At 71.7% G+C, this 21553-nt stretch carries 17 protein-coding genes and 2 pseudogenes; 11 read left to right on the top strand and 8 right to left on the bottom strand.

Annotated elements, in window-relative coordinates; all coding sequences use genetic code 11:
- Positions 1-60: 60 nt before the first annotated feature.
- The 4 genes from G5V58_RS16370 to G5V58_RS16355 form a co-directional block, all read right to left on the bottom strand.
- Positions 61-309, bottom strand: a complete 249-nt coding sequence (locus G5V58_RS16370; protein ID WP_165235001.1) for a hypothetical protein — start codon at positions 307-309, stop codon at positions 61-63.
- Between the two features lie 164 nt (positions 310-473).
- The gene (locus G5V58_RS16365) at positions 474-1604 is read right to left on the bottom strand and encodes a GGDEF domain-containing protein (RefSeq protein ID WP_165234998.1); all 1131 of its coding nucleotides are present in this window, start codon (positions 1602-1604) and stop codon (positions 474-476) included.
- A 361-nt stretch (positions 1605-1965) separates the two neighbouring features.
- The gene (locus G5V58_RS16360) at positions 1966-2214 is read right to left on the bottom strand and encodes a hypothetical protein (RefSeq protein ID WP_165234995.1); all 249 of its coding nucleotides are present in this window, start codon (positions 2212-2214) and stop codon (positions 1966-1968) included.
- Positions 2215-2263: 49 nt separating this feature from the next.
- Entirely contained in the window at positions 2264-3058 is a 795-nt protein-coding gene (locus G5V58_RS16355; RefSeq protein ID WP_165234992.1) for a DUF3644 domain-containing protein, read from the bottom strand.
- Between the two features lie 329 nt (positions 3059-3387).
- Between G5V58_RS16355 and G5V58_RS26055 the strand changes: the two are divergent.
- Positions 3388-3504 (top strand): annotated as a pseudogene (locus G5V58_RS26055) (succinate dehydrogenase/fumarate reductase iron-sulfur subunit); the annotation flags it as partial.
- Between the two features lie 76 nt (positions 3505-3580).
- Here G5V58_RS26055 and G5V58_RS16350 read toward each other — a convergent pair.
- Genes G5V58_RS16350 through G5V58_RS16340 form a run of 3 tightly spaced genes read right to left on the bottom strand, consistent with a single transcriptional unit; the run spans position 3581 to position 7022 of the window.
- Positions 3581-4324, bottom strand: a complete 744-nt coding sequence (locus tag G5V58_RS16350; RefSeq protein ID WP_165234989.1) for a succinate dehydrogenase/fumarate reductase iron-sulfur subunit — start codon at positions 4322-4324, stop codon at positions 3581-3583.
- A complete protein-coding gene (locus G5V58_RS16345; RefSeq protein WP_165239209.1) occupies positions 4324-6348 on the bottom strand; it encodes a fumarate reductase/succinate dehydrogenase flavoprotein subunit in 2025 nt (674 codons plus the stop codon). Before G5V58_RS16345 ends, G5V58_RS16350 begins: the two co-directional genes overlap by 1 nt.
- A 35-nt stretch (positions 6349-6383) precedes the next feature.
- Positions 6384-7022 (bottom strand): succinate dehydrogenase cytochrome b subunit, encoded by a 639-nt coding sequence (locus G5V58_RS16340; protein ID WP_165234986.1) that lies wholly within the window; start codon positions 7020-7022, stop codon positions 6384-6386.
- Positions 7023-7269: 247 nt separating this feature from the next.
- Here G5V58_RS16340 and G5V58_RS16335 point away from each other — a divergent pair, with 247 nt between their 5' ends.
- The 5 genes and pseudogenes from G5V58_RS16335 to G5V58_RS16320 all read left to right on the top strand — a co-directional run bounded on the left by G5V58_RS16335 (position 7270) and on the right by G5V58_RS16320 (position 11408).
- Entirely contained in the window at positions 7270-8106 is an 837-nt protein-coding gene (locus G5V58_RS16335) for a hypothetical protein (protein ID WP_165234983.1), read from the top strand.
- 20 nt (positions 8107-8126) lie between these two features.
- Positions 8127-9929 carry a fumarate reductase/succinate dehydrogenase flavoprotein subunit gene (locus G5V58_RS16330; protein ID WP_165234980.1) on the top strand — a complete coding sequence of 601 codons (1803 nt, stop codon included), beginning with the start codon at positions 8127-8129 and terminating at the stop codon, positions 9927-9929.
- A gap of 7 nt (positions 9930-9936) precedes the next feature.
- Positions 9937-10755 carry a succinate dehydrogenase/fumarate reductase iron-sulfur subunit gene (locus G5V58_RS16325; RefSeq protein ID WP_165234977.1) on the top strand — a complete coding sequence of 273 codons (819 nt, stop codon included), beginning with the start codon at positions 9937-9939 and terminating at the stop codon, positions 10753-10755.
- 35 nt (positions 10756-10790) lie between these two features.
- Positions 10791-10880, top strand: a pseudogene (locus tag G5V58_RS26750) (hypothetical protein); the annotation flags it as partial.
- Positions 10881-10970: 90 nt separating this feature from the next.
- Positions 10971-11408, top strand: a complete 438-nt coding sequence (locus G5V58_RS16320; RefSeq protein ID WP_230486684.1) for a thermonuclease family protein — start codon at positions 10971-10973, stop codon at positions 11406-11408.
- 18 nt (positions 11409-11426) lie between these two features.
- On the opposite strand, the gene G5V58_RS16315 is transcribed toward G5V58_RS16320, so the two are convergent.
- On the bottom strand, positions 11427-14168 hold the full coding sequence (locus G5V58_RS16315) for a PAS domain-containing hybrid sensor histidine kinase/response regulator (RefSeq protein ID WP_165234974.1): 2742 nt from the start codon (positions 14166-14168) through the stop codon (positions 11427-11429).
- A 96-nt stretch (positions 14169-14264) separates the two neighbouring features.
- Between G5V58_RS16315 and G5V58_RS16310 the strand changes: the two genes are divergently transcribed.
- The 5 genes from G5V58_RS16310 to G5V58_RS16290 all read left to right on the top strand — a co-directional run bounded on the left by G5V58_RS16310 (position 14265) and on the right by G5V58_RS16290 (position 21544).
- Positions 14265-15935, top strand: a complete 1671-nt coding sequence (locus tag G5V58_RS16310; protein ID WP_230486683.1) for a methylmalonyl-CoA mutase family protein — start codon at positions 14265-14267, stop codon at positions 15933-15935.
- Positions 15932-18088 carry a methylmalonyl-CoA mutase gene (gene scpA, locus G5V58_RS16305; RefSeq protein WP_165234972.1) on the top strand — a complete coding sequence of 719 codons (2157 nt, stop codon included), beginning with the start codon at positions 15932-15934 and terminating at the stop codon, positions 18086-18088. The genes G5V58_RS16310 and scpA overlap by 4 nt, the downstream gene beginning before the upstream one ends.
- Entirely contained in the window at positions 18069-19094 is a 1026-nt protein-coding gene (gene meaB / locus G5V58_RS16300; protein WP_230486682.1) for a methylmalonyl Co-A mutase-associated GTPase MeaB, read from the top strand. The genes scpA and meaB overlap by 20 nt, the downstream gene beginning before the upstream one ends.
- 126 nt (positions 19095-19220) lie before the next feature.
- The gene (locus tag G5V58_RS16295) at positions 19221-20306 is read left to right on the top strand and encodes a ScyD/ScyE family protein (RefSeq protein WP_165234969.1); all 1086 of its coding nucleotides are present in this window, start codon (positions 19221-19223) and stop codon (positions 20304-20306) included.
- Positions 20307-20461: 155 nt separating this feature from the next.
- Complete coding sequence (locus G5V58_RS16290; RefSeq protein ID WP_165234966.1) at positions 20462-21544, top strand: ScyD/ScyE family protein; 1083 nt, start codon at positions 20462-20464, stop codon at positions 21542-21544.
- The last annotated feature ends 9 nt before the right edge of the window (positions 21545-21553 follow it).

Raw genomic sequence — 21553 nt, 5'->3', positions numbered from 1 at the left:
CCGTCGAAGAGGGGTCAACCGGGCCCGGATGCGGGACGCCTGGTCGACCAGGGCCTGGACCTACGGGGTGAACGCCCTGATGTCGCCAGGCGTCGGCGTGCAGGTCGGCTCGAACACGTCGGCCTGCTGCACCACCACCACGCCGCGGTCGCGGTCGTGGCGGGCACCGGCGAACGCGTAGTGGAGCAGCCGGAGGTCGGCCCGGGTCCGGTCGGAGACGACCTGCGCCTGCCCGCGCGGCGGCGCGGTGTTGTCCAGGCCGTCCCAGGGCTGGTGGCCGTGGTTCGAGCCGGTGACGTTCGCGGCCACGGAGGTCAGGTCCGCCTGCTGGTGACGGCCCTCGGGCCGGCCGTGCCGCTGTCGGCTACGCCGGACCATGCCGCTGTCGGGGCCGCCGCCTGACCGGCGACGGTAGGGACGTCGCGGCCGGCAACGTCTCGATGCACCCTCCGGCGCGGGTCTCGCTGACTCTCTCAGCGTCGGCCGAGGACGCGAGGCTCTCGGTGGGTGCCGCGTCCGCTCGCGCGACGAGCACGCTTCGCGTCGTACATCTCGGCGTCTGCGGCGCGCAGCAACGACTCCTGGTCCTGCCCGTCCTTGGGGTAGTGGGCGGTGCCGATGCTCACGCCCACGCGGAGCTCGCGCCCCCCGACGAGGAACGGCTTCTCGATCTCGGCGCTGACGCGCTTCTTCACCATGGCCGCATCCAGCCCGCGGGGCAGGAAGACGACGAACTCGTCGCCACCGATCCGCGCGGCCACCTCACCGGCGCGCAGCGTCGCGAGCAGCCGCCCGGCGACCTCCTGCAGGACGAGATCGCCGGCCTTGTGGCCGTGGACGTCGTTGATGGGCTTGAACCCGTCGAGGTCGAGGAAGAGCAGCGCGGCTTGCGTCTTGGGCCGGCTCAGCGCCATGTCGACCGCGATCCGGAGCGCCTCGCGGTTCGGCAGGCCCGTGAGGGGGTCAGTGAGGGCGCGCTCCATGTGGTGGGTCGCTTCGACCCTGAGCCGGCGGTGGCGGAGCACCATCAGGCGCCAAGACAGACCGAGCACCAGGAACGACAACAGGAACGTCACGGGCAGCACCACGGTCAGCCGACCGGTCACCGCCTCCTGGTCGCGGAGGGCGGCGAGCGACTCGTTCCGGTGCCGGCTGATCTCGGCGTCCAGCAGGTCCTGCATCTCGCCGAGCGCCGGCCCCGCGACCAGGTCCTCGACCGGCCCAGAAGGGGGAACCGCGAGGCTGAAGCGCACCGCGGCGGAGTAGCGGTCGTTGAGGTGCTCGATGTGCAACAGGACCGCCTTGTCGCGAGGGTCGGCCACCGCCCGGACCTCGGCCGCCGAGCTCACGACCGCGACGACCGCACGCTCGAAGACCCCGAACGCCGCCTCGGAGGGCGCACGACGGTACCCGGCCTCAGCGGCCGCCTCGTCGGCGACCGCCCGCTGCAGGGCGAGGTACGGCGTCACCAGCTCACGCGCCGCCAGCACCCGGTCGTTGGCCCGCTGCATGGAGATCATGCCGACGAGCGTGGTCACGGCGAGGATCACCAGGACGACACCGGTGCCGACAGAGGTGACGACGGAGACGCGGTTGCCTCTCACCGTGTCCCTCCCGTCACGACCTCCCGTACGGCTACGGGTCGCGTTGGGAGATCTTCGGCACGTTCGCGTCGATCCTGAGGGATTTCGCCGCACCGTCTGAGTGCCGAGTCAGCGAGCGGCCCACCTCAGGCGGAGGATCCGGACACTCTCAGCCATCCTGCCGCTGTCGGAACCGCCCGGTCATGCCGCGCTGCGGCCTCCGGCCGACCATGCCGCGTTGAGGCCTCCGGCCGACCATGCCGCGTTGAGGCCTCCGGCCGACCATGCCGCTATCCGGACTCCGTGACCATCGAAGCGGCTCGAGCTGACGGCGCCATAGCTCTCCTGGCGGACGTGGACTGCCGCCGCCCGTGTGGGTGGGTCACGACGCTGTTGAGTTCCTCCGGTTGTAGCGGACCGTGACATCCACGAGGTCATTGCTTGAATCGGCCAGCCAGGACCTACCGAGTTCTAGCGCTCGCGCGCTCAGGCCCTGGTAGACGACGCTTCCGGATGCGTTCTTCTTGCAGAAGTACGCCCGGTCGTCGTCCTTCATGTTGGTGTCCCAGATGATGGCGTAACCCTGTTGGCGAGTGACCCCAAGTTTGTCGCCGAAGTTCGACAGCTTCACGCCGAACTCCTCAAAGGGACTCACGCCGCGATAGGCCAAGGCACCATCCTCACCTGGGGCGGCACGTCGAACCGGGATGGCATCCGCGGCCTTCCCAATGCGCAGAACGACCTCCTGCGCATCTCCGGCCGGCGAAGCGGAGCCAATGCTCAACTGAGCTAGCCCAGGAAACACCGTCCGCCAGTCCGTCCCCCCCGCGCAACTGCTTCTCTGCTGCCGCGACCTCCGCCTCGGTGGGCTGATCGCTGCGTCCTGTCACGCTGCCGTCCAGGCTCAAGAATGGGCGGAGCCTGGCGCCCGCCTCCGCTGCGCGCCGTCTGCCGGGCTCAAGCAACTTGGCGATCGCCGCAAGCTCGCCTTCCACCAGTGCCGCGAGGTCCGTTGGCGGCGCAGCGCTCACCGGGATCACGCGACCCGGCAGCAGGTCGGTCAACTCTTCGCCGAACTCGTCTTTCAGGAGCCGCGTGAAGATCGTGATGCCGCCGCGCATATGGACCCACAAGAGGTCTTCGGACATCGCAATCAGGTCGTGGGTTGCGCAGTCGCGATCCTGCTTGATCGCAAGGAGCAGCGTGCGCTCATCCGGCCGAACCACCTTGATCGAGTCCACGGCTATGTCGATGCAGCGATTGAGGCTGTGTGACAGAGCTTCGCCCTTGTCCCTGACCGTGCCGCGCGCCTGAAAGATGATGGACTTGAGGAGCATCTCGAAGCTGTGGGCTAGCAGCATGATGATGGCGTGCTCGCGGGCCACCCCGCTGGGCCTGTTGAAGAGCTCGATGCTGAGAGTGAGCGACTCGACCGCAACGTCCTTGAACATCGTCGCCTGGCGCTTGAGTCTCACGCTGGCAGTGTTACCACCTCCCGCCGACACGAAGCGCGGTGCCGCCCGCCGGGGCCAGAAGGCCGAAGCCCCGCCGCTTGGCGCACCGAGATCGGGTGACCAGTCCTTCGCGTGGCCAAGCGGCCTTGACCACGCCGCTGCGCGGCCGTCCGGTCATGCCGCGTTGCGGCCTCCGGCCATGCTGCAGTCGGATCCGTCCGACCAGGCCGCGGCGCGGGCAGTTGGCCGACGTCGAAGGCCTTGAGACGACCGTGCCGCTGATCAGGCGCCACCGGCGCAACCGTGGCGACGAACGACTGGAGCGCCGACCGCGCGCGTCCCGAAGAACGCGCGACGCCGAGGGCTCGAGCGGCTGCACGAACATCGGCGAGTGCACCGCGGCCTGCCCTAAGGAGATCCCGCTCGACGTGATCTCCCGGCTCAACTGGGACCGGCACGCCGCGCTGCGGCGCGGTCACCAGGCGCCTACGGCGCGTGGACCCCTCGCGCCGAAGGCGCCTCCCGTCTGCGTGCCGGAGGCGACTAGTGACCGTGACGCAAGGCGGCGTGCAGGTCCCAGTTGAGCCTCGAGATCACGTCGAGCGGGATCTCCTTCGGGCAGGCGGCGGTGCACTCGCCGATGTTGGTGCAGCCGCCGAAGCCCTCGAGGTCGTGCTGGCCGACCATGTTGACCACGCGGAGGTCGCGCTCGGCCTGGCCCTGGGGGAGCTCGCCGAGGTGGGTGATCTTGGCGCCGAGGAACAGCGACGCGGAGCCGTTGGGGCAGGCGGCGACGCAGGCGCCGCAGCCGATGCAGGTGGCGACGTCGAAGGCGCGGTCGGCCTTCTCCTTCGGCACGGGTACGGCGTGGGCGTCGGGGGCGGCGCCGGTGTTGACGCTGATGTAGCCGCCGGCAGCGATCATCCGGTCGAAGGCGCGGCGGTCGACCATCAGGTCCTTGAGGACCGGGAAGGGGTCGGCGCGCCAGGGCTCGATGACGATCTCGTCGCCGTCCTGGAAGGAGCGCATGTGCAGCTGGCAGGTGGTGGTGACCTCGGGGCCGTGGGCCTGGCCGTTGATCATCAGCCCGCAGCTGCCGCAGATGCCCTCGCGGCAGTCGGAGTCGAAGGCGACCGGCTCCTCGCCGGCGCTGATCAGCTGCTCGTTGAGGACGTCGAGCATCTCGAGGAACGACATGTCCTCGGAGACGTCGTCCAGGGCGTAGTCGACCATCGCGCCCGGCTCGGTGGAGTTGGGCTGGCGCCAGATCTTGAGCGTGATCCGCATTACTTGTAGCTCCGCTGCTTCATCTCGACGAACTCATAGGTCAGGTTCTCCTTGTGCAGGACGGGGTCCTGGTCCTCGCCCTGCCACTCCCAGGCGGCGACGTAGGCGTACTGGTCGTCGTGACGCAGCGCCTCCCCGTCGTCGGTCTGGGACTCGCCGCGGAAGTGGCCGCCGCACGACTCGCGCCGGTTGAGCGCGTCGATGCACATGAGCTCACCGAGCTCGAAGAAGTCGGCCACGCGGCCGGCCTTCTCCAGCGACTGGTTGATGCTCTCGGCGGTGCCGAGGACGCGCACGTTGCGGTGGAAGTCCTCGCGCAGCCCGCGGATCAGGTCGATGGCCTTGCGCAGCCCGTCCTCGGTGCGCTCCATGCCGCAGTACTCCCACATGATGTTGCCGAGCTCGCGGTGGTAGGAGTCGACGCTGCGGGTGCCGTTGGTGGTGAGGAACTTCTGCACGCGCGAGCGGACCGCCTCCTGCGCCTCGAGTACGGCGGGGTGGTCGTCCGGCACCTTCTCGAACGGCCCCTCCGCGAGGTAGTCGCGGATGGTGTTGGGCAGCACGAAGTAGCCGTCGGCGAGGCCCTGCATGAGCGCGGAGGCGCCCAGGCGGTTGGCGCCGTGGTCGGAGAAGTTGGCCTCGCCGGTCACGAACAGGCCGGGGATCGTGGACTGCAGGTCGTAGTCGACCCAGAGCCCGCCCATCACGTAGTGCACGGCGGGGTAGATCCGCATCGGGACCTCGTAGGGGTCCTCGCCCGTGATCCGGGCGTACATGTCGAAGAGGTTGCCGTACTTCGACTCGATGGCGTCGCGGCCGAGGCGCTCGATGGCGTCGCTGAAGTCGAGGTAGACGCCCCGGCGCACGCCGTCGACCTCCGGGCCGACGCCCCGGCCCTCGTCGCAGACGTTCTTGGCCTGCCGGGAGGCGATGTCGCGGGGGACGAGGTTGCCGAACGCCGGGTAGATCCGCTCCAGGTAGTAGTCGCGGTCCTCCTCGGCGATCTCGCGGGGGTCCTTGTCGCAGTCGGAGTTGCTCTTGGGCACCCAGATGCGGCCGTCGTTGCGCAGCGACTCCGACATCAGCGTCAGCTTGGACTGGTGGGTGCCGGTGACGGGGATGCAGGTCGGGTGGATCTGGGTGTAGCACGGGTTCGCCATCAGCGCGCCCTTGCGGTGCGCGCGCCAGCTCGCGGTGACGTTGGAGTTCATCGCGTTGGTGGAGAGGTAGAAGACGTTGCCGTAGCCGCCGCTGGCCAGCACGACCACGTCGGCGAAGTAGGTCTCGATCTCGCCGGTCACCAGGTCGCGCACGATGATCCCGCGGGCCCGGCCGTCGACGACGACGAGCTCGAGCATCTCGTGGCGGGTGTAGCAGCGCACGGTGCCGGCGGCGACCTGCCGCTCGAGGGCCTGGTAGGCGCCGATGAGCAGCTGCTGACCGGTCTGGCCGCGGGCGTAGAAGGTGCGCGAGACCTGCACGCCGCCGAAGGAGCGGTTGTCGAGCAGTCCGCCGTACTCGCGGGCGAAGGGGACGCCCTGCGCGACGCACTGGTCGATGATGTTCACGCTGACCTCGGCCAGCCGGTAGACGTTCGACTCGCGCGAGCGGTAGTCGCCGCCCTTGATGGTGTCGTAGAAGAGCCGGTAGACCGAGTCGCCGTCGCCCTTGTAGTTCTTGGCCGCGTTGATGCCGCCCTGGGCCGCGATCGAGTGCGCGCGCCGCGGGCTGTCCTGGTAGCAGAACGACTTCACGACGTAGCCGGCCTCGCCGAGCGTCGCGGCCGCCGAGGCGCCGGCCAGGCCGGTGCCGACCACGATGATCGAGAGCCGGCGGCGGTTGGCCGGGTTGGCGATCTTGGCCTCGAACTGGCGGGTGCCCCACATCTCCTCGAGCGGGCCGCCGGGCGCCTTGGTGTCCTGGATCGGGTCGCCGTGGACGTAGTAGCCGGCGGCGTCGTCGTACTCCTGCTCGCCCGGGCCGCGGGTGTGGGAGGAGTCGTAGGCGTTGGTGGTGTCCGGCATGTCCGGCTTGCGGTCGGACGTCCCGTGGGGCGTGGTCATGAGATGACTCCGAAGAGGGTGAAGATCGGAACGAGCGAGAAGCCGCCGGCGATGACGGTGGCCAGGAGGACGCCGAGCACGTTCGCGTTGCGCCGGGCCCGGGCGTTGTTGGTCAGGCCCAGGGTCTGCGAGGCGCTCCAGACGCCGTGGCGGATGTGCATGGCCAGCGCGCCCATCGCGACCAGGTAGATCAGCGTGAGCCACCAGGTGTCGAAGCTGTCGACCAGCAGGTCGTACGGGTCGTCGGTCGGCCCGCCCTGCACGTTGATCTTGCCGACGGTGAAGTTCAGCAGGTGCCAGATGAGGAAGAGCAGCAGCGTGACGCCGCCCCAGCGCATCCAGTGCGAGGAGAACGTCGAGTTCTTGGGCTTGCGCATGACGTACTTCTGGGAGCGCGCGCGCTCCTTGCGCCGCCACAGCACCACGGCCGCGTAGACGTGCACCACCAGTGAGACCAGCAGCACCGCCCGCGCGATCCACAGGAAGCCGCCGTGCGGGAGCACGGGCTCACCCAGGGTGCGCAGGTGGTGGGCGTACTCGTTGAAGGCGTCGTGGCCGCTGAAGGCCTTGAGGTTGCCGTACATGTGCGCCAGCACGTAGAGCACGAAGAGCAGGCCGGTGACGGCCATCAGCATCTTCAGTGCGATCGTCGATCTGGCCGCTCTGGCGCCGGTCACCAGACCCGTCGTCTGGCCCGGACTCGGACGCGTCGTCGCCACCCCATCACGCTACGCCCCGGCCCCCGCCGCGCCGTACCGAACCCGAGGTGAGCATCCGCACGGTGTGATCTATGTCGCGTGCTCCAGGTCACACCCGCCTGGGGCTCCTGTGACATGGTGCTGCTGCGCGTCCGCGCAGGGCGCAGCTCCGACGGAGGTGGTCATGGCGTCGACGGACGCGCGTGGGACGGCAACCAGGGACGGCGACGGTCCGCTGGGCGCGGGGGTCGGCGGCCCGACCCGGGCCCTCATCGAGGACCGGACCCTGCGGCAGGACCGCTGGTGGCTCTACCCGCTGACGACCTTCGTCGTCTTCTCCGCCTTCGTCGTCTACGCGACCGTCCGGGCGTTCATGGGCAGCCGCTACTACGACTCGCCGTACCTCTCGCCGTTCTACTCGCCGTGCCTCGGTGACTGCGTGGACGGGGCCTCGGACTTCGGCCAGCCGTTCTCGTGGTGGCCGCTGTCGGCGGCGCTGATCATCCTGATCTTCCCGCTCGGCTTCCGGATGACCTGCTACTACTACCGCAAGGCCTACTACCGCTCGTTCTGGCTCTCGCCGCCGGCCTGCGGGGTGGCCGAGCCGCACGCGGCGTACTCCGGCGAGACGCGCTTCCCGCTGATCCTGCAGAACGCCCACCGCTGGTTCTGGTACGCCGCGGTCGTCATCGGCGTGATCCTCACCTACGACACGGTGATCTCCTTCCGCAACGCCGACCACGAGTGGGGCCACATGGGCCTCGGCTCGGTCCTGATGGTCGTCAACGTCGCCTTCATCTGGGCCTACACGCTGTCGTGCCACTCCTGCCGCCACATCGTGGGCGGGCGGATGCGGCACTTCTCCAAGCACCCGGTCCGCTACAAGCTGTGGACCTGGGTCTCCAAGCTGAACGCGCGGCACGCGACCTTCGCGTGGGCCTCGCTGTTCTCCATCTGGCTCGTCGACCTCTACGTCCTGCTGCTGGCGTCGAACGTCTTCGACGACCCGCGGTTCTTCTGAGGTCTGCTGAGGGGTTGGCCGTGACTGAGATCGAGAAGCACCAGTACGACGTCGTGGTGATCGGGGCCGGCGGCTCCGGCCTGCGCGCCGCGATCGCCGCCCACGAGGCCGGCGCGAAGACCGCCATCGTGTGCAAGTCCCTGCTCGGCAAGGCGCACACGGTGATGGCCGAGGGCGGCATCGCCGCGGCCATGGGCAACCGCTGGCCCGAGGACAACTGGGAGGTGCACTTCCGCGACACCATGCGTGGCGGGAAGATGCTCAACAACTGGCGGATGGCCCAGCTGCACGCCCAGGAGGCGCCCGAGCGCGTCCAGGAGCTCGAGGACTGGGGCGCACTGTTCGACCGCACCGACGACGGGCTGATCTCCCAGCGCGACTTCGGCGGCCACCGCTACGCCCGGCTCGCCCACGTCGGCGACCGCACCGGCCTGGAGATGATCCGCACCCTCCAGCAGCGCGCCGTGGCCCTCGGCATCGACGTGTTCATGGAGTGCACGGTCACCGACCTGTTCAAGGACGGCTCCGGCGCCATCTCCGGCGCCTTCGCCTACTGGCGCGAGACCGGCACCTTCCTGGCCTTCGAGGCGCCCTCGGTGGTGCTGGCCACCGGCGGCATCGGCAAGTCGTTCAAGGTCACCTCGAACTCCTGGGAGTACACCGGCGACGGCCACGCGCTGGCCCTGCGCGCCGGCGCTGCGCTCATCAACATGGAGTTCGTCCAGTTCCACCCGACCGGCATGGTCTGGCCGCCCTCGGTCAAGGGGCTGCTGGTCACCGAGTCGGTCCGCGGCGACGGCGGGGTGCTCAAGAACTCCGACGGCGAGCGGTTCATGTTCAACCACATCCCGGAGTTCTTCAAGGCCGAGACGGCGGACACGATCGAAGAGGCCGACCGGTGGTACGACGACAAGAAGAACAACCGGCGCCCGCCCGAGCTGCTGCCCCGCGACGAGGTCGCGCGCGCCATCAACGCCGAGATCAAGGCCGGCCGGGGATCACCGCACGGCGGCGTCTTCCTCGACATCGCCTCGCGCCGCACACCCGAGTTCATCCACAAGCGGCTGCCGTCGATGTACCACCAGTTCAAGGAGCTGGCCGACGTCGACATCACCAAGGAGCCGATGGAGATCGGCCCGACCTGCCACTACGTCATGGGCGGCGTCGAGGTGGACCCGGACACCGAGCTGTCGGCGGTCCCCGGGCTGTACGCCGTGGGGGAGTGCTCCGGCGGCATGCACGGCTCCAACCGGCTCGGCGGCAACTCGCTGTCGGACCTCATCGTGTTCGGCAAGCGGGCCGGTGAGGCCGCGGCCGAGCGCGCGTCGTCGCTGACCGAGCGCTCCGGCGTACCGGACGACGTGCTCGCCGAGGCCGAGGCCGAGGCGCTGGCGCCGTTCGACTCCAAGGGGGCCGAGAACGCCTACACGATCCAGGCCGACCTCCAGCAGACGATGAACGACCTGGTCGGCATCATCCGCAAGGCCGACGAGCTCGAGCTGTCGCTCAAGGAGATCGAGGCGCTCAAGGAGCGGGCCGCGCACCTGCACGTCGACGGCGGCCGCGCGTACAACCCGGGCTGGCACCTGTCGATCGACATCCACAACATGCTGCTGGTCTCGGAGTGCATCGCGAAGGCCGCGCTCACCCGCGAGGAGTCGCGCGGCGGTCACACCCGCGACGACTTCCCCGGGCCGGACCCCGAGTGGGGCGCGAAGAACCTCGTGCTCACGCTCAACGACGCCCGCGACGGCGTCGACCTGGTCGAGAAGCCGCTGCCGATCATGCCGGACGAGCTCAAGACGTTCTTCGAGGACAAGTGAGGATGCGATGCCTGACCTGAAGATGCGCGTCTGGCGCGGTGACGACCAGAGCGGTGCGCTGCAGGACTACACCGTCGAGGTGTCCGAGGGCGAGGTCGTGCTCGACGCGATCCACCGCCTCCAGGCCACCCAGGCCGGCGACCTCGCGGTCCGCTGGAACTGCAAGGCCGGCAAGTGCGGCTCCTGCTCGGCCGAGATCAACGGCCGGCCGCGGCTGATGTGCATGACCCGCCTGTCGGACTTCGAGCCGGAGGAGACCATCACGGTCACCCCGGTCCGGGCGTTCCCGATCGTGCGGGACCTGGTCACCGACGTCTCCTACAACTACGAGAAGGCCGCCGAGCTCCCCTCGGTGTCGCTGCCGCCCCGTGACGCCGACGGCAAGCGCCGGATGGCCCAGATCGACGTCGAGCGCGGCCAGGAGTTCCGCAAGTGCATCGAGTGCTTCCTGTGCCAGAACGTCTGCCACGTCGTGCGTGACCACGAGGACAACAAGCCGGCCTTCGCCGGTCCGCGCTTCTTCCTGCGCTACGCCGAGCTCGACATGCACCCGCTGGACACCCACGACCGGCGCGAGCTGGCCCAGGCCGCGGCGGGCATCGGGATGTGCAACATCACCAAGTGCTGCACCGAGGTCTGCCCCGAGGGCATCCACATCACCGACAACGCGATCATCCCGATGAAGGAGCGCGTGGTCGACAAGAAGTACGACCCGCTGGTGTGGCTCGGCAACAAGATCGGCATCCGCAACAAGGACAACGAGGGCCGCGAGGCCCCGCCGAAGCACACGCCGCAGTCGGTCAAGCGGCCGGCCTCCAGGGCCTGACCGGCGCCCCACCGATGTGACCCGCCACCAGACCCCTGGTCCAATGGTGGGGTGACGTCGGGGGTGTCGCGCCGGGCTGGTACCCGGACTACGAGCGTCCGCCCGGCCACCAGCGCTACTGGGACGGTGCGCGGTGGACCGAGCGGCGCTCCGTCGCGCCCGCGGGCGCGCCGGTCACGGCGCCGCGGCGTGGGCCGGGCGGGCGGGTGTGGGCCGTGGCGGCCGGGGTCCTGGTGCTGCTGGTCGTCGTCCTGGGCCTGGGCTGGGCGGTGTCCGGTGACGACCCGGAGCCGAGGCCGCCGGCCGCGGCGCCGACGGCGGCCGAGCCGCGGACCTACCAGGTCAGCGCCGCGGTGGACGGGCAGACGCTGCGGCTGCGCGACGGCACCGAGGTGCGGCTGGCCGGGATCGCCGACCGCTGCGGGGCGCTCGGGCTGGCCCGGCTGGTCGTGGGCCGGGACGTGACGCTGGTGCCGGCGGGGGTCGAGACCGACGCCGACGGCCGTCTGGTGCGCTACGTCGAGCGCGGGCGGCTCGACGTGGGCAAGCGGCTGCTCCAGCGCGGGTGGGCCACGGCGACGCCGGATGCGAACCCACGGCGGACGGTCTACCGCCGCGTCGACCGACGCAACCCGGACGCCTGCGGCGCCTGAGGGGCGGCGACCCGGCGCTCAGGGGGCGACGGAGACCAGGAACTCCCGCAGCAGCGCGGCGCCCTCGGTGGCCGCGCCGGCCAGGGTGTCCACGGCGGCGGGGGTGGGGAGCTCGCCCGCGCCGGCGGCGGCCTCGACCGCGCGACAGAGCTCGACGAGGCCGGCCAGGCCGAGGTTGCTCGCCGCGCCACGCAGGGCGTGGGCCTGGCGGGCCACCTCGGCGTGGTCGGCGACGCGCACGGCGTCGCGCACGGCGACCAGGGAGTCGCGGACCACGTCGTCGTAGGCACCGACCAGCTGGACCAGCAGCGCGGGCTCCAGGCCCATGGCCCGGAGCTCGCCGAGCCGGCTGGCCACGTGGTCGCGGTCGGCGGGCTCGGCGACGCTCGGCCGCGGGACCCAGCGGGCGAGCGTGGCCTCGAGGCGGGCGGGGTCGACGGGCTTGGTGAGGAAGTCGTCCATGCCGGCCGCGAAGCACTGCTCGCGCTCCTCGGTCAGGGCGGCGGCGGTCATCGCGATGATCGGGGTGTGGCGGCCATCGTCCTCCTGCGCGCGGATGGCGCGGGTGGCGTCGAAGCCGTCCATGACCGGCATCTGGCAGTCCATGAGGATGGCGTCGAAGCGGTCCGGCTCGGCCGCCACCCACGCCACGGCCGCCGAGCCGTTGCCGGCCAGCGTGACGTCGTACCCGAGCCGGCGCAGCATGCCCTCGGCCACGAGCTGGTTGATCGCGTTGTCCTCGACGACGAGGACCCGTCCCGCGGCGGGTCGCTCGTCGTCGGCCGACGCCCGCTGCACGGCGAGCTCCGGGGGCACGGGCGGGACCGTGGAGGCGGCGAGCCGCATGGTGAACCAGAACGTGCTGCCGACCGGTCGGCTGGTGTCCACGCCGATCCGACCGCCCGTCGCGGCCACGATCCGGCTGCTGATGGCGAGCCCGAGCCCGGTGCCGCCGTAGGTGCGGGTGGTGGAGCTGTCGGCCTGCGCGAACGGCTCGAACAGCCGCTCGGCCTGCTCCGGTCGGACCCCGATGCCGGTGTCCTCGACGTCGACCCGCAGCAGCCCGTCGACCCAGTCGACGTGGACCGCGATCCCGCCCTCGGCGGTGAACTTCACCGCGTTGGAGGCCAGGTTGGTCACCACCTGGCCGAGGCGGACCGGGTCACCGCGCACGACGAGCGGTACGCCGGGCTCGACGCGCACGTCGAGGTCCAGGCCCTTCTCGCGGGCCTGGTCCACCACCAGCCCGATGCTCTGGGCCAGCACGGGTCGCAGCTCGAAGTCGACCTCCTCCAGGTCCAGGCGGCCGGCCTCGATCTTGGACAGGTCGAGGATGTCGTTGACCAGGGCCAGCAGGGACCGGCCGGCCTGGTCGATGCCCGAGGCCAGGCGGGCCTGCTCGGGGCTGAGGTCGGTGTGCCGCATCAGCTCGCTCAGCCCGATGACGCCGTTGAGCGGGGTGCGGATCTCGTGACTCATGGTGGCCAGGAACTCCGACTTGGCCCGCGAGGCCTGCAGGGCGTCGTCGCGGGCGGCGGCCAGCTCCTCGGCGGCCTGGGCCCGCTCGGCCACGTGCGCCAGGTGGTGGAGCATCTGGTCGTAGAGCGCGAGGTCGGAGGGGCTGGGCGGGTTCGGTGACCCGGTGTCGCTGACGATGGTGCAGGCCAGGTCGCCGTCGACCAGGGCGGGGCCGCCGAGCAGCACCGTGCCGTGGGGGCTGCGGGCCGTGGCGGGCCGGTGGGTGTCGAAGACGGCCTGGGCCAGCTCCTCGGCGATGGCGGTCAGCTCCGGGCTCATCGCGTCCTGCATCGGTGCGAAGAACGGCCGGCTCGGGTCGCGGTGGTGCGGCCCCGAGGCGAGCAGGGCCCGCCAGCCGGAGTGCAGGCGGATGTTGCGGTCCACGCTGAAGAACAGCTCGGTCAGGCTCTCGGCCTGGTTGGCCGCACCCGAGAGCTCGGCCAGGAACTGCTGGCCCTCCGCCGCCCGCTTGGCCTCGGTGACGTCCTGCAGGGTCCCGCCCACGCGGACCGGGCGGCCCTCGCTGTCGCGACTCATCACACCGCGCACGCGCAGCCAGGTCACCTCGCCGTGCTCGTCGACCAGCCGCGCCTCGTCGTCCAGCGGGGGTCCACCGGCCAGCATGGCGGCGTACTTCTCGGCCAGCACGAGGGCGTCGGTCGGGTTGAGCAGCGCCATGAAGGTGTCGCTGTTCGGGCTGAACGTCGCGGGGTCGACCCGGCACAGGCGGTAGGTCTCCTCCGACCACACCACCTCGTCGCTGGACAGGTCCCGCTCCCAGCTCCCGATGTGCGCCAGCTGCTGGAGCTCGGCGAACTGGGCGTGGCGACGCCGCAGCTCCTCGACCAGCCTGCGCTGCTCGCCGTTGTCCTTGGCCCGGTAGAGCCAGCCGCGCGGCTCACCGTCGACCAGGACGGGGTGGTGGCTGACCAGGGCCCACCGGGTGGTGCCGTCCCTGCGGACGAGCAGGCAGGGGAGGTCCTGGGCGCTGGCCGTGCGCGTGCGGCGCTCGTCGAGGTGGCGGCGGAAGTCCGCCCGGCCCTGCTCGTCGAGCGCCTCGAAGACCGAGAAGCCCGGCATCTCGTCCAGCTCGCGGCCGAGCATCCGCGCCATCTGCGCGTTGGCGAACGTGGTGCGGCCGTCGTCGTCGAACATCCACAACCCGTCGGCGATCGCGCCCAGCAGGTCGGCAGGGTCGAGGGCCGTCGGGAGGAACGGGTTGCTCCCGACGCTCCGACTCACCCCACCATCGTCGGGCCTGGCCCGGGATCTCGGGGCCAGACGGAGAAACTTCACACTTCGTGGCCCTGGCGGGGCGGCGAACCTACCCTTCGGAACGTGACCGACCAGCAGACCGTCGAGGGCGGCCTGGCCGAGCCCGGGGACCTGGAGCCCGACCAGGGCACCCTCGACCTGGCCGCGCCGCAGGACCGCCACGACCGGACGGAGTGGGAGGCCGCCGCCGCGGCCGTGCTCCGCAAGGCCCGCCGCCTGCGTGACGAGGACCCCGACGGCGACGTGTGGGCCAGGCTGACCCGCACCACCCTGGACGGGATCGAGGTCAGCCCGCTCGGCACCCCCGAGCTGCTCGAGGGCCTGACCACCTCCGGCCGGCCGACCCGGACCGGCGGCTGGGACGTCCGGGCCCAGCTCACGCTCACCGGCGACGCCGAGGCCGACAACCGAGCCGTGCTGGCCGAGCTCGAGGGCGGAGCGACCTCGGTCGAGCTGCGCGGGACCGCCGGCCGCGCCGGCGACTGGGCGGGCGTGCTCGACGGCGTGCTGCTCGACCTGGCCGGAGTGGTCCTCGACGGCGACCAGGCCGGCGCGGCCGCGTTCCTGGACCACGCCGAGGACCGGACGCTGCACCCGAGCACCAACCTGGGCCTGGATCCGGCCAGCCCCGACCCCGCGCTGGCCGCGCGTGCCGCGGCCGCCGGCGTCCGTGCGTACGTCGTCGACGCCACCGCCGTGCACGACCGCGGCGCCTCCGACGTGCAGGAGCTCGCCTACGCCCTCAAGCTGGGCGCCGACCACCTGCGCGCAGCCGGCGACGACCTCGACGCCGCGGCCCGCCTGCTGGAGTTCCGCTACGCCGCCACCGACGAGCAGTTCCCGACCATCGCCAAGCTGCGCGCCGCGCGCCGCCTGTGGGCCCGCGTCCTCGAGCTGAGCGGCGCCGAGAGCCGCACGCAGCACCAGCACGCGGTGACCAGCCGACCGATGCTGAGCAAGTACGACCCCTACGTCAACATGCTCCGCACCACGGTCGCGGCCTTCGCGGCCGGCGTGGGCGGGGCCGACGCGGTGACCGTGCTGCCCTTCGACACCCCGCTCGGCGTACCCGAGGGCTTCGGGCGCCGGATCGCGCGCAACACCTCCCACCTGCTCATCGACGAGGCGCACGTCGGGGTGGTCACCGACCCGGCCGGCGGTGCGTACGCCGTGGAGCGGCTCACCGACGACCTGGCCGTGGCCGCGTGGGAGCTGTTCGGCCGGCTCGACGGCGGCGAGGACCTCGAGCCGCTCATCGCGGCGACCGCCGCCGAGCGCGACCGGCTGGTCGCCACCCGGAAGCGGCCGATCACCGGGCTCACCGAGTTCCCCGCGCTGGGGGAGGAGCTGCCCGCACGCGAGCCGGCGCCGGACGACGTGCGCCGCTACGGTGCGGCCTTCGAGGCCCTGCGCGACGACCCCGCCCCGCAGGCGGTGCTGCTCGCGCCGCTCGGCACGGTCGCCCAGCACACGGCCCGGGCCACCTTCGCCACCAACCTGCTCGCCGCGGGCGGCGTCGCCGTCACGACCGAGGGGACGAGCCCGGTGGCCTGCGTGGTCGGCACCGACGCGGCGTACGACGAGGAGGGGGCCGCGCTCGCCGAGAGGCTGCGCGAGGACGGCGTCCGGTGGGTGGTCGTCGCCGGGCAGCCGCGCGCGTGGGCCGACGACTCGGCCGCGATGGGCGTGGACGCCCTGGACTTCCTGACCCGGACGAGGGAGAAGCTGGCGTGAGCGTCCCGAAGACCTTCCAGGGCCTGGAGCTCGGCGGGGGCAGCGCCCCGGCGCCGAGCGGCGGCGAGCCGTGGACCAGCCCCGAGGGCATCGAGATCGCGCCGGTCTACGGCCCCGAGCACCTCGAGGGGCTCGACGCCCTCGACACCTGGCCCGGGCTCTCGCCGTTCCTGCGCGGTCCCTACCCGACGATGTACACCACCCAGCCGTGGACCATCCGGCAGTACGCCGGCTTCTCGACCGCGGAGGAGTCCAACGCGTTCTACCGCCGCAACCTGGCCGCCGGGCAGAAGGGGCTGAGCGTCGCCTTCGACCTGGCCACCCACCGCGGCTACGACTCCGACCACCCGCGGGTGCGCGGCGACGTGGGCATGGCCGGGGTGGCCATCGACTCGATCTACGACACCCGCACGCTCTTCGACGGCATCCCGCTGGACGAGATGTCGGTGTCGATGACCATGAACGGCGCCGTGCTGCCGGTGCTCGCCCTCTACATCGCCGCGGCCGAGGAGCAGGGCGTCGCGCCGGAGCGGCTGAGCGGGACCATCCAGAACGACATCCTCAAGGAGTTCATGGTCCGCAACACCTACATCTACCCGCCCGAGCCGAGCATGCGGATCATCTCCGACATCTTCAGCTACACCTCGGCGAGGATGCCGCGCTTCAACTCCATCTCGATCTCCGGCTACCACATCCAGGAGGCCGGGGCGACCCAGGACCTGGAGCTCGCCTACACGCTCGCCGACGGCGTGGAGTACATCCGCGCGGGCCTCGCCACGGGCATGACCATCGACCAGTTCGCGCCCCGGCTGTCGTTCTTCTGGGCCATCGGCATGAACTTCTTCATGGAGGTCGCCAAGATGCGCGCGGCCCGGGCCCTGTGGAGCCGGCTGGTGCGCCAGTTCGACCCGCAGAACCCCAAGTCGCTGTCGCTGCGCACCCACAGCCAGACCTCGGGCTGGTCGCTGACCGCGCAGGACGTGTTCAACAACGTCGGTCGCACCTGCATCGAGGCGATGGCGGCCACCCAGGGCCACACGCAGTCGCTGCACACCAACGCCCTCGACGAGGCCATCGCGCTGCCCACCGACTTCTCCGCGCGCATCGCCCGCAACACCCAGCTCCTGCTGCAGCAGGAGAGCGGCACGACGGGCACCATCGACCCCTGGGCCGGGTCCTACTACGTCGAGCGGCTCACCCACGACCTGGCCGAGCGCGCGTGGGCACACATCCAGGAGGCCGAGCGGGCCGGCGGCATGGCCAAGGCCATCGAGCAGGGCATCCCCAAGATGCGCATCGAGGAGGCCGCGGCCCGCACCCAGGCCCGCATCGACTCCGGCGCCCAGCAGGTCATCGGCGTCAACACCTACCGCCTCGAGCAGGAGGACCGGCTCGACGTCCTCAAGGTCGACAACGACGACGTCTTCCGCCAGCAGGTGGCCAAGCTCGAGCGGCTGCGCGCCGAGCGCGACGACGAGCAGGTGCGTCGCTCCCTCGAGGCGCTGACCCGCTCCGCCGAGGACGGCCCCGGGCCCGACCTGGACGGCAACCTGCTCGCGCTCGCGGTCGACGCCGCGCGCGCCAAGGCCACGGTCGGGGAGATCTCGGACGCGCTGGAGAAGGTCTACGGCCGTCACCAGGCCACGATCCGTACGATCAGCGGCGTGTTCCGGGACGAGTCCGGCCAGGCCGGCAGCACCCTCGTCCGGCAGGTCCTCGACGCGACCGCGGAGTTCGACGAGGCCGAGGGCCGGCGCCCGCGCATCCTGGTCGCCAAGATGGGCCAGGACGGCCACGACCGCGGCCAGAAGGTCATCGTCTCGGCCTTCGCCGACATGGGCTTCGACGTCGACGTGGGGCCGCTCTTCTCCACGCCCGAGGAGGTCGCCCAGCAGGCCGTGGACGCCGACGTGCACATCGTCGGCATCAGCTCGCTGGCCGCCGGCCACCTCACGCTGCTCCCGGCGCTCAAGCAGGCGCTCGAGGAGCAGGGCCGCCCCGACATCATGGTCGTCATCGGCGGCGTGATCCCGCCCGACGACGTGCCCACGCTGCGGGAGATGGGGGCCGCCGCGGTGTTCCTGCCCGGCACCGTCATCGCCGAGTCCGCGCTCGACCTGCTGGCCCGGTTGCGTGAGCAGCTCGGTCACTGAGCCGGTCGCGAGCCTGCTCGCGGGCGTCCGGGCGGGGCGCCGGGCGGACGTCTCGCGCGCGATCACGCTCGTCGAGTCGTCCAAGCGCGCCCACCGCGAGCAGGCCCGCGAGCTCCTGACCGCCCTCACCCAGGAGTACGGCGTGCGCTCGCCCGCGGTGCGCGTGGGCATCTCCGGCGTCCCCGGGGTCGGCAAGTCGACGTTCATCGAGGCCCTCGGCACCCGGCTGACCGCGGCCGGCCACCGCGTCGGCGTGCTGGCCGTGGACCCCTCGAGCATCCGCACCGGCGGCTCGGTGCTCGGGGACAAGACCCGGATGGCCCGGCTGGCCAACGACCCGCACGCCTACATCCGACCCTCGCCGGCCGCGGGCACGCTCGGCGGCGTGGCCCGCGCGACCGTGCAGGCGATGGCGGTGCTCGAGGCGGCGGCCTACGACGTGGTGCTGGTCGAGACCGTCGGCGTCGGCCAGTCCGAGGTGACGGTGGCCGGCATGGTCGACACCTTCCTCTTCCTCACCCTGGCCCGCACCGGCGACCAGCTGCAGGGCATCAAGAAGGGCATCCTCGAGATCGCCGACGTCATCGCGGTGAACAAGGCCGATCCCCGCAGCGGCGACGGCCCCGACCGGGAGGGCGAGGCCCGCGCAGCGGCCCGCGAGCTGGCCGGTGCGCTGCGCCTGGTCCGCGGCAAGAGCGAGTGGGCGCCGCCGGTGGTGACCGTCAGCGCGCTGCACGACGTGGGCGTGGACGACCTGTGGGGGCAGGTGCTGGCCCACCGCGCGCACCTCGGCGCGGACGGACTGGCCGACAAGCGCGCCGAGCAGCAGCTCGATTTCACCTGGGCCCTGGTCCGTGACGAGCTCGACCAGCGGCTGCGCCACTCCGACGGCGTGCGCGCGATCCGCGACGACGTCCGCGCCGCGGTGCTGGCCGGCGAGCTCCCCGCGCCGGTCGCGGCGGACCGGCTGCTCGCGGCGTACGACGGGGCGTCACCGGAGGGGTGAGGCCCGGGACCGTGGGTGCCTGACGTCCCGAGCAGATCGGGACACCGGCTCCTGGGCGCTGGGACGGGAGGCCCGACAGGGTCACGACCAGATCTCGTCACCCAGCACTGGAAAGGGACCCCTCCCATGAACAAGCGTCACCTGGTCGCCGCCTCCGCCGCGGCCGCCCTGGTCGGCAGCCTCGGCGCCGTCGGCGGCTTCAGCAGCGCCGCCCGCGCGGAGACGGCCGAGAAGCCGACCGTCACCCCGGTCGCCTCGAAGCTGGTCTCGCCGCTGAGCCTGGCCGTCGCGCCGGACGGCACCCGCTACTTCTCCGACAACTTCGCCGGGCTGCTCTACAAGCAGGTCCCCGGCGCGGCCCCGACCGTGATCTTCCAGGGCCCCAAGAAGGCCGAGGTCGGCGCGGTGTCCTACGCCGGCGGCCAGCTGCGGTTCGCGGTCAGCCAGGGCGACAACGAGAAGGGTCAGGTCTGGACGCTCGACAGCGCCGGCACCCCGGTGCTCGTCGGCGACACCGGCAAGGCCGAGAAGAAGCAGAACCCCGACGGCCGCTACCACTACGGCTTCCGCAACCTGCCCGACTCCTGCCTGCTCGACCCCGAGATGCCGATCCAGAGCTGGGGGCTCAAGGAGACCCACCCCTACGCCTCGACGGTGCTCAACGGCACGACGTACGTCGCCGACGCCGGCGCCAACGCGGTCTTCGCCTTCGGCGCCGACGGCTCCGTCCGCTCCTTCATGGTCCCGGCCGCGGTCGCCACGATCACCCCCGCGGCGGCCAAGGGCATGGAGCTGCCGAAGTGCGCCATCGGCAAGAAGTTCGCCGTCGAGGCGGTCCCGACCGACATCGAGGTCGGCCCCGACGGCAAGCTCTACGTCACCAGCCTGCCCGGCGGTCCCGAGGACGGCTCGCTCGGCGCCCTGGGTCGGGTCGTCCGCATGGACCCGACCACCGGCAAGGCCAAGACCGTCGTCGACGGGCTGGTGAGCCCGACCGGGCTCGCCGTCGACGCGAGCGGCGACCTGTACGTCGCGCAGCTGTTCCCGGGTCTCATCAGCAAGGTCGCGGCCGGCTCGAAGAAGGCCAAGCCCTTCGCGCAGGTCCCGTTCCCCGGCGACGTCGAGATCGCGCCCGGCGGCGGGCTCGTCGCCACCGCCTACGCGCTGCCCGGCAAGAAGCCCAAGGGCCAGGTCGTCACCGTCACCCCCTGACGCGACCAGAGACCAGGACCCGGCGCGTGCCCCCACGCGCCGGGTCCTGCCCATTCCTGGGGACGTCGGGACGTCTCTCCCTTGTCACAGGAGCCCGCGCGGGTCGACCCTCGGGTCAGGGGCAGCCCGCCCCGACCCCGGAGGGAGAACCACCCATGCGTCACCGTCACCTCGTCGCCGCGGCCGCGGCGCTCCTGCTGGCCGCCGGCACCGCCGGCTCGGCCCACGGCGCGCCAGGAGCCGTCAGGGCCAAGCCGAGCGTCACCCCCGTCGCCAAGCACCTCGTCGGACCGCTGAGCGTCGCGCAGGCACCCGACGGCACCCGCTACTGGACCGACAGCTTCGCCGGTCCGCTCTACCGCCAGCTCCCGGGTGGCCAGCCCACCGTCGTCTTCCCGGGCTCGAAGAAGTTCACCGCCGAGGCCGTCTCGGCCGACGGTGGCGTGCTGCGCTTCGCCACGTCGCACAACAACAAGGTCGCCCACGTCTGGACCCTGGACGCCGCGGGCGCCCCGGTCGCCGTGGCCGACACCTTCGCCTACGAGAAGGCGAACAACCCCGACGGGCGGTTCACCTACGGCTTCCTCAAGACGCCGAAGTCGTGCCTGGCCCAGCTGCCGAAGCAGATCCCGGGTTCCTACCAGGGCAGTGTCGAGTCGCACCCGTACGCCACGGCGTCGGCCAACGGGACGACCTACGTGGCCGACGCCGGCGCCAACGCGATCCTGGCCATCTCGGCCACCGGCACGGTCTCCACCGTCGCCGCGCTCAAGCCGGTCAAGGTCAAGGTCTCGGCCAGCGCGGCCAAGGCCAACAAGCTGCCGTCCTGCGTGGTCGGCAAGAAGTTCGCCCTGGAGGCCGTGCCCACCGACGTCGAGGTCGGACCCGACGGGCAGCTCTACGTCACCAGCCTGCCCGGTGGACCCGAGGACGCGAGCCTCGGCCTCAACGGCCGGGTGCTCAGGGTCGACCCGGCCACCGGCGCGGTGAGCGAGGTCGTCGGCGGTCTGCTCAGCCCGACCGGCGTCGCCGTGGCCGCCAACGGTGACGTGTACGTCGCCCAGCTGTTCCCGGGGGTGATCTCGCGGATCGCGGCCGGGAGCCACCAGGCCAAGACCTACGCCAAGGTGCCGTTCCCGGCCGCCGTGGAGGCGACGCCCACCGCTCTGCTCGCCACCGTCAACGCCCTGCCGGGCAAGGGCAAGCCCCGGGGTCAGGTCGTCACGATCACGCCCTGACCGCCCGCT

This window comes from Nocardioides anomalus, assembly GCF_011046535.1.
GTDB lineage: Bacteria > Actinomycetota > Actinomycetes > Propionibacteriales > Nocardioidaceae > Nocardioides > Nocardioides anomalus.
Note: the sequence above shows the minus strand (reverse complement) of the source record. Positions and strands in the feature narration are given on the sequence as shown.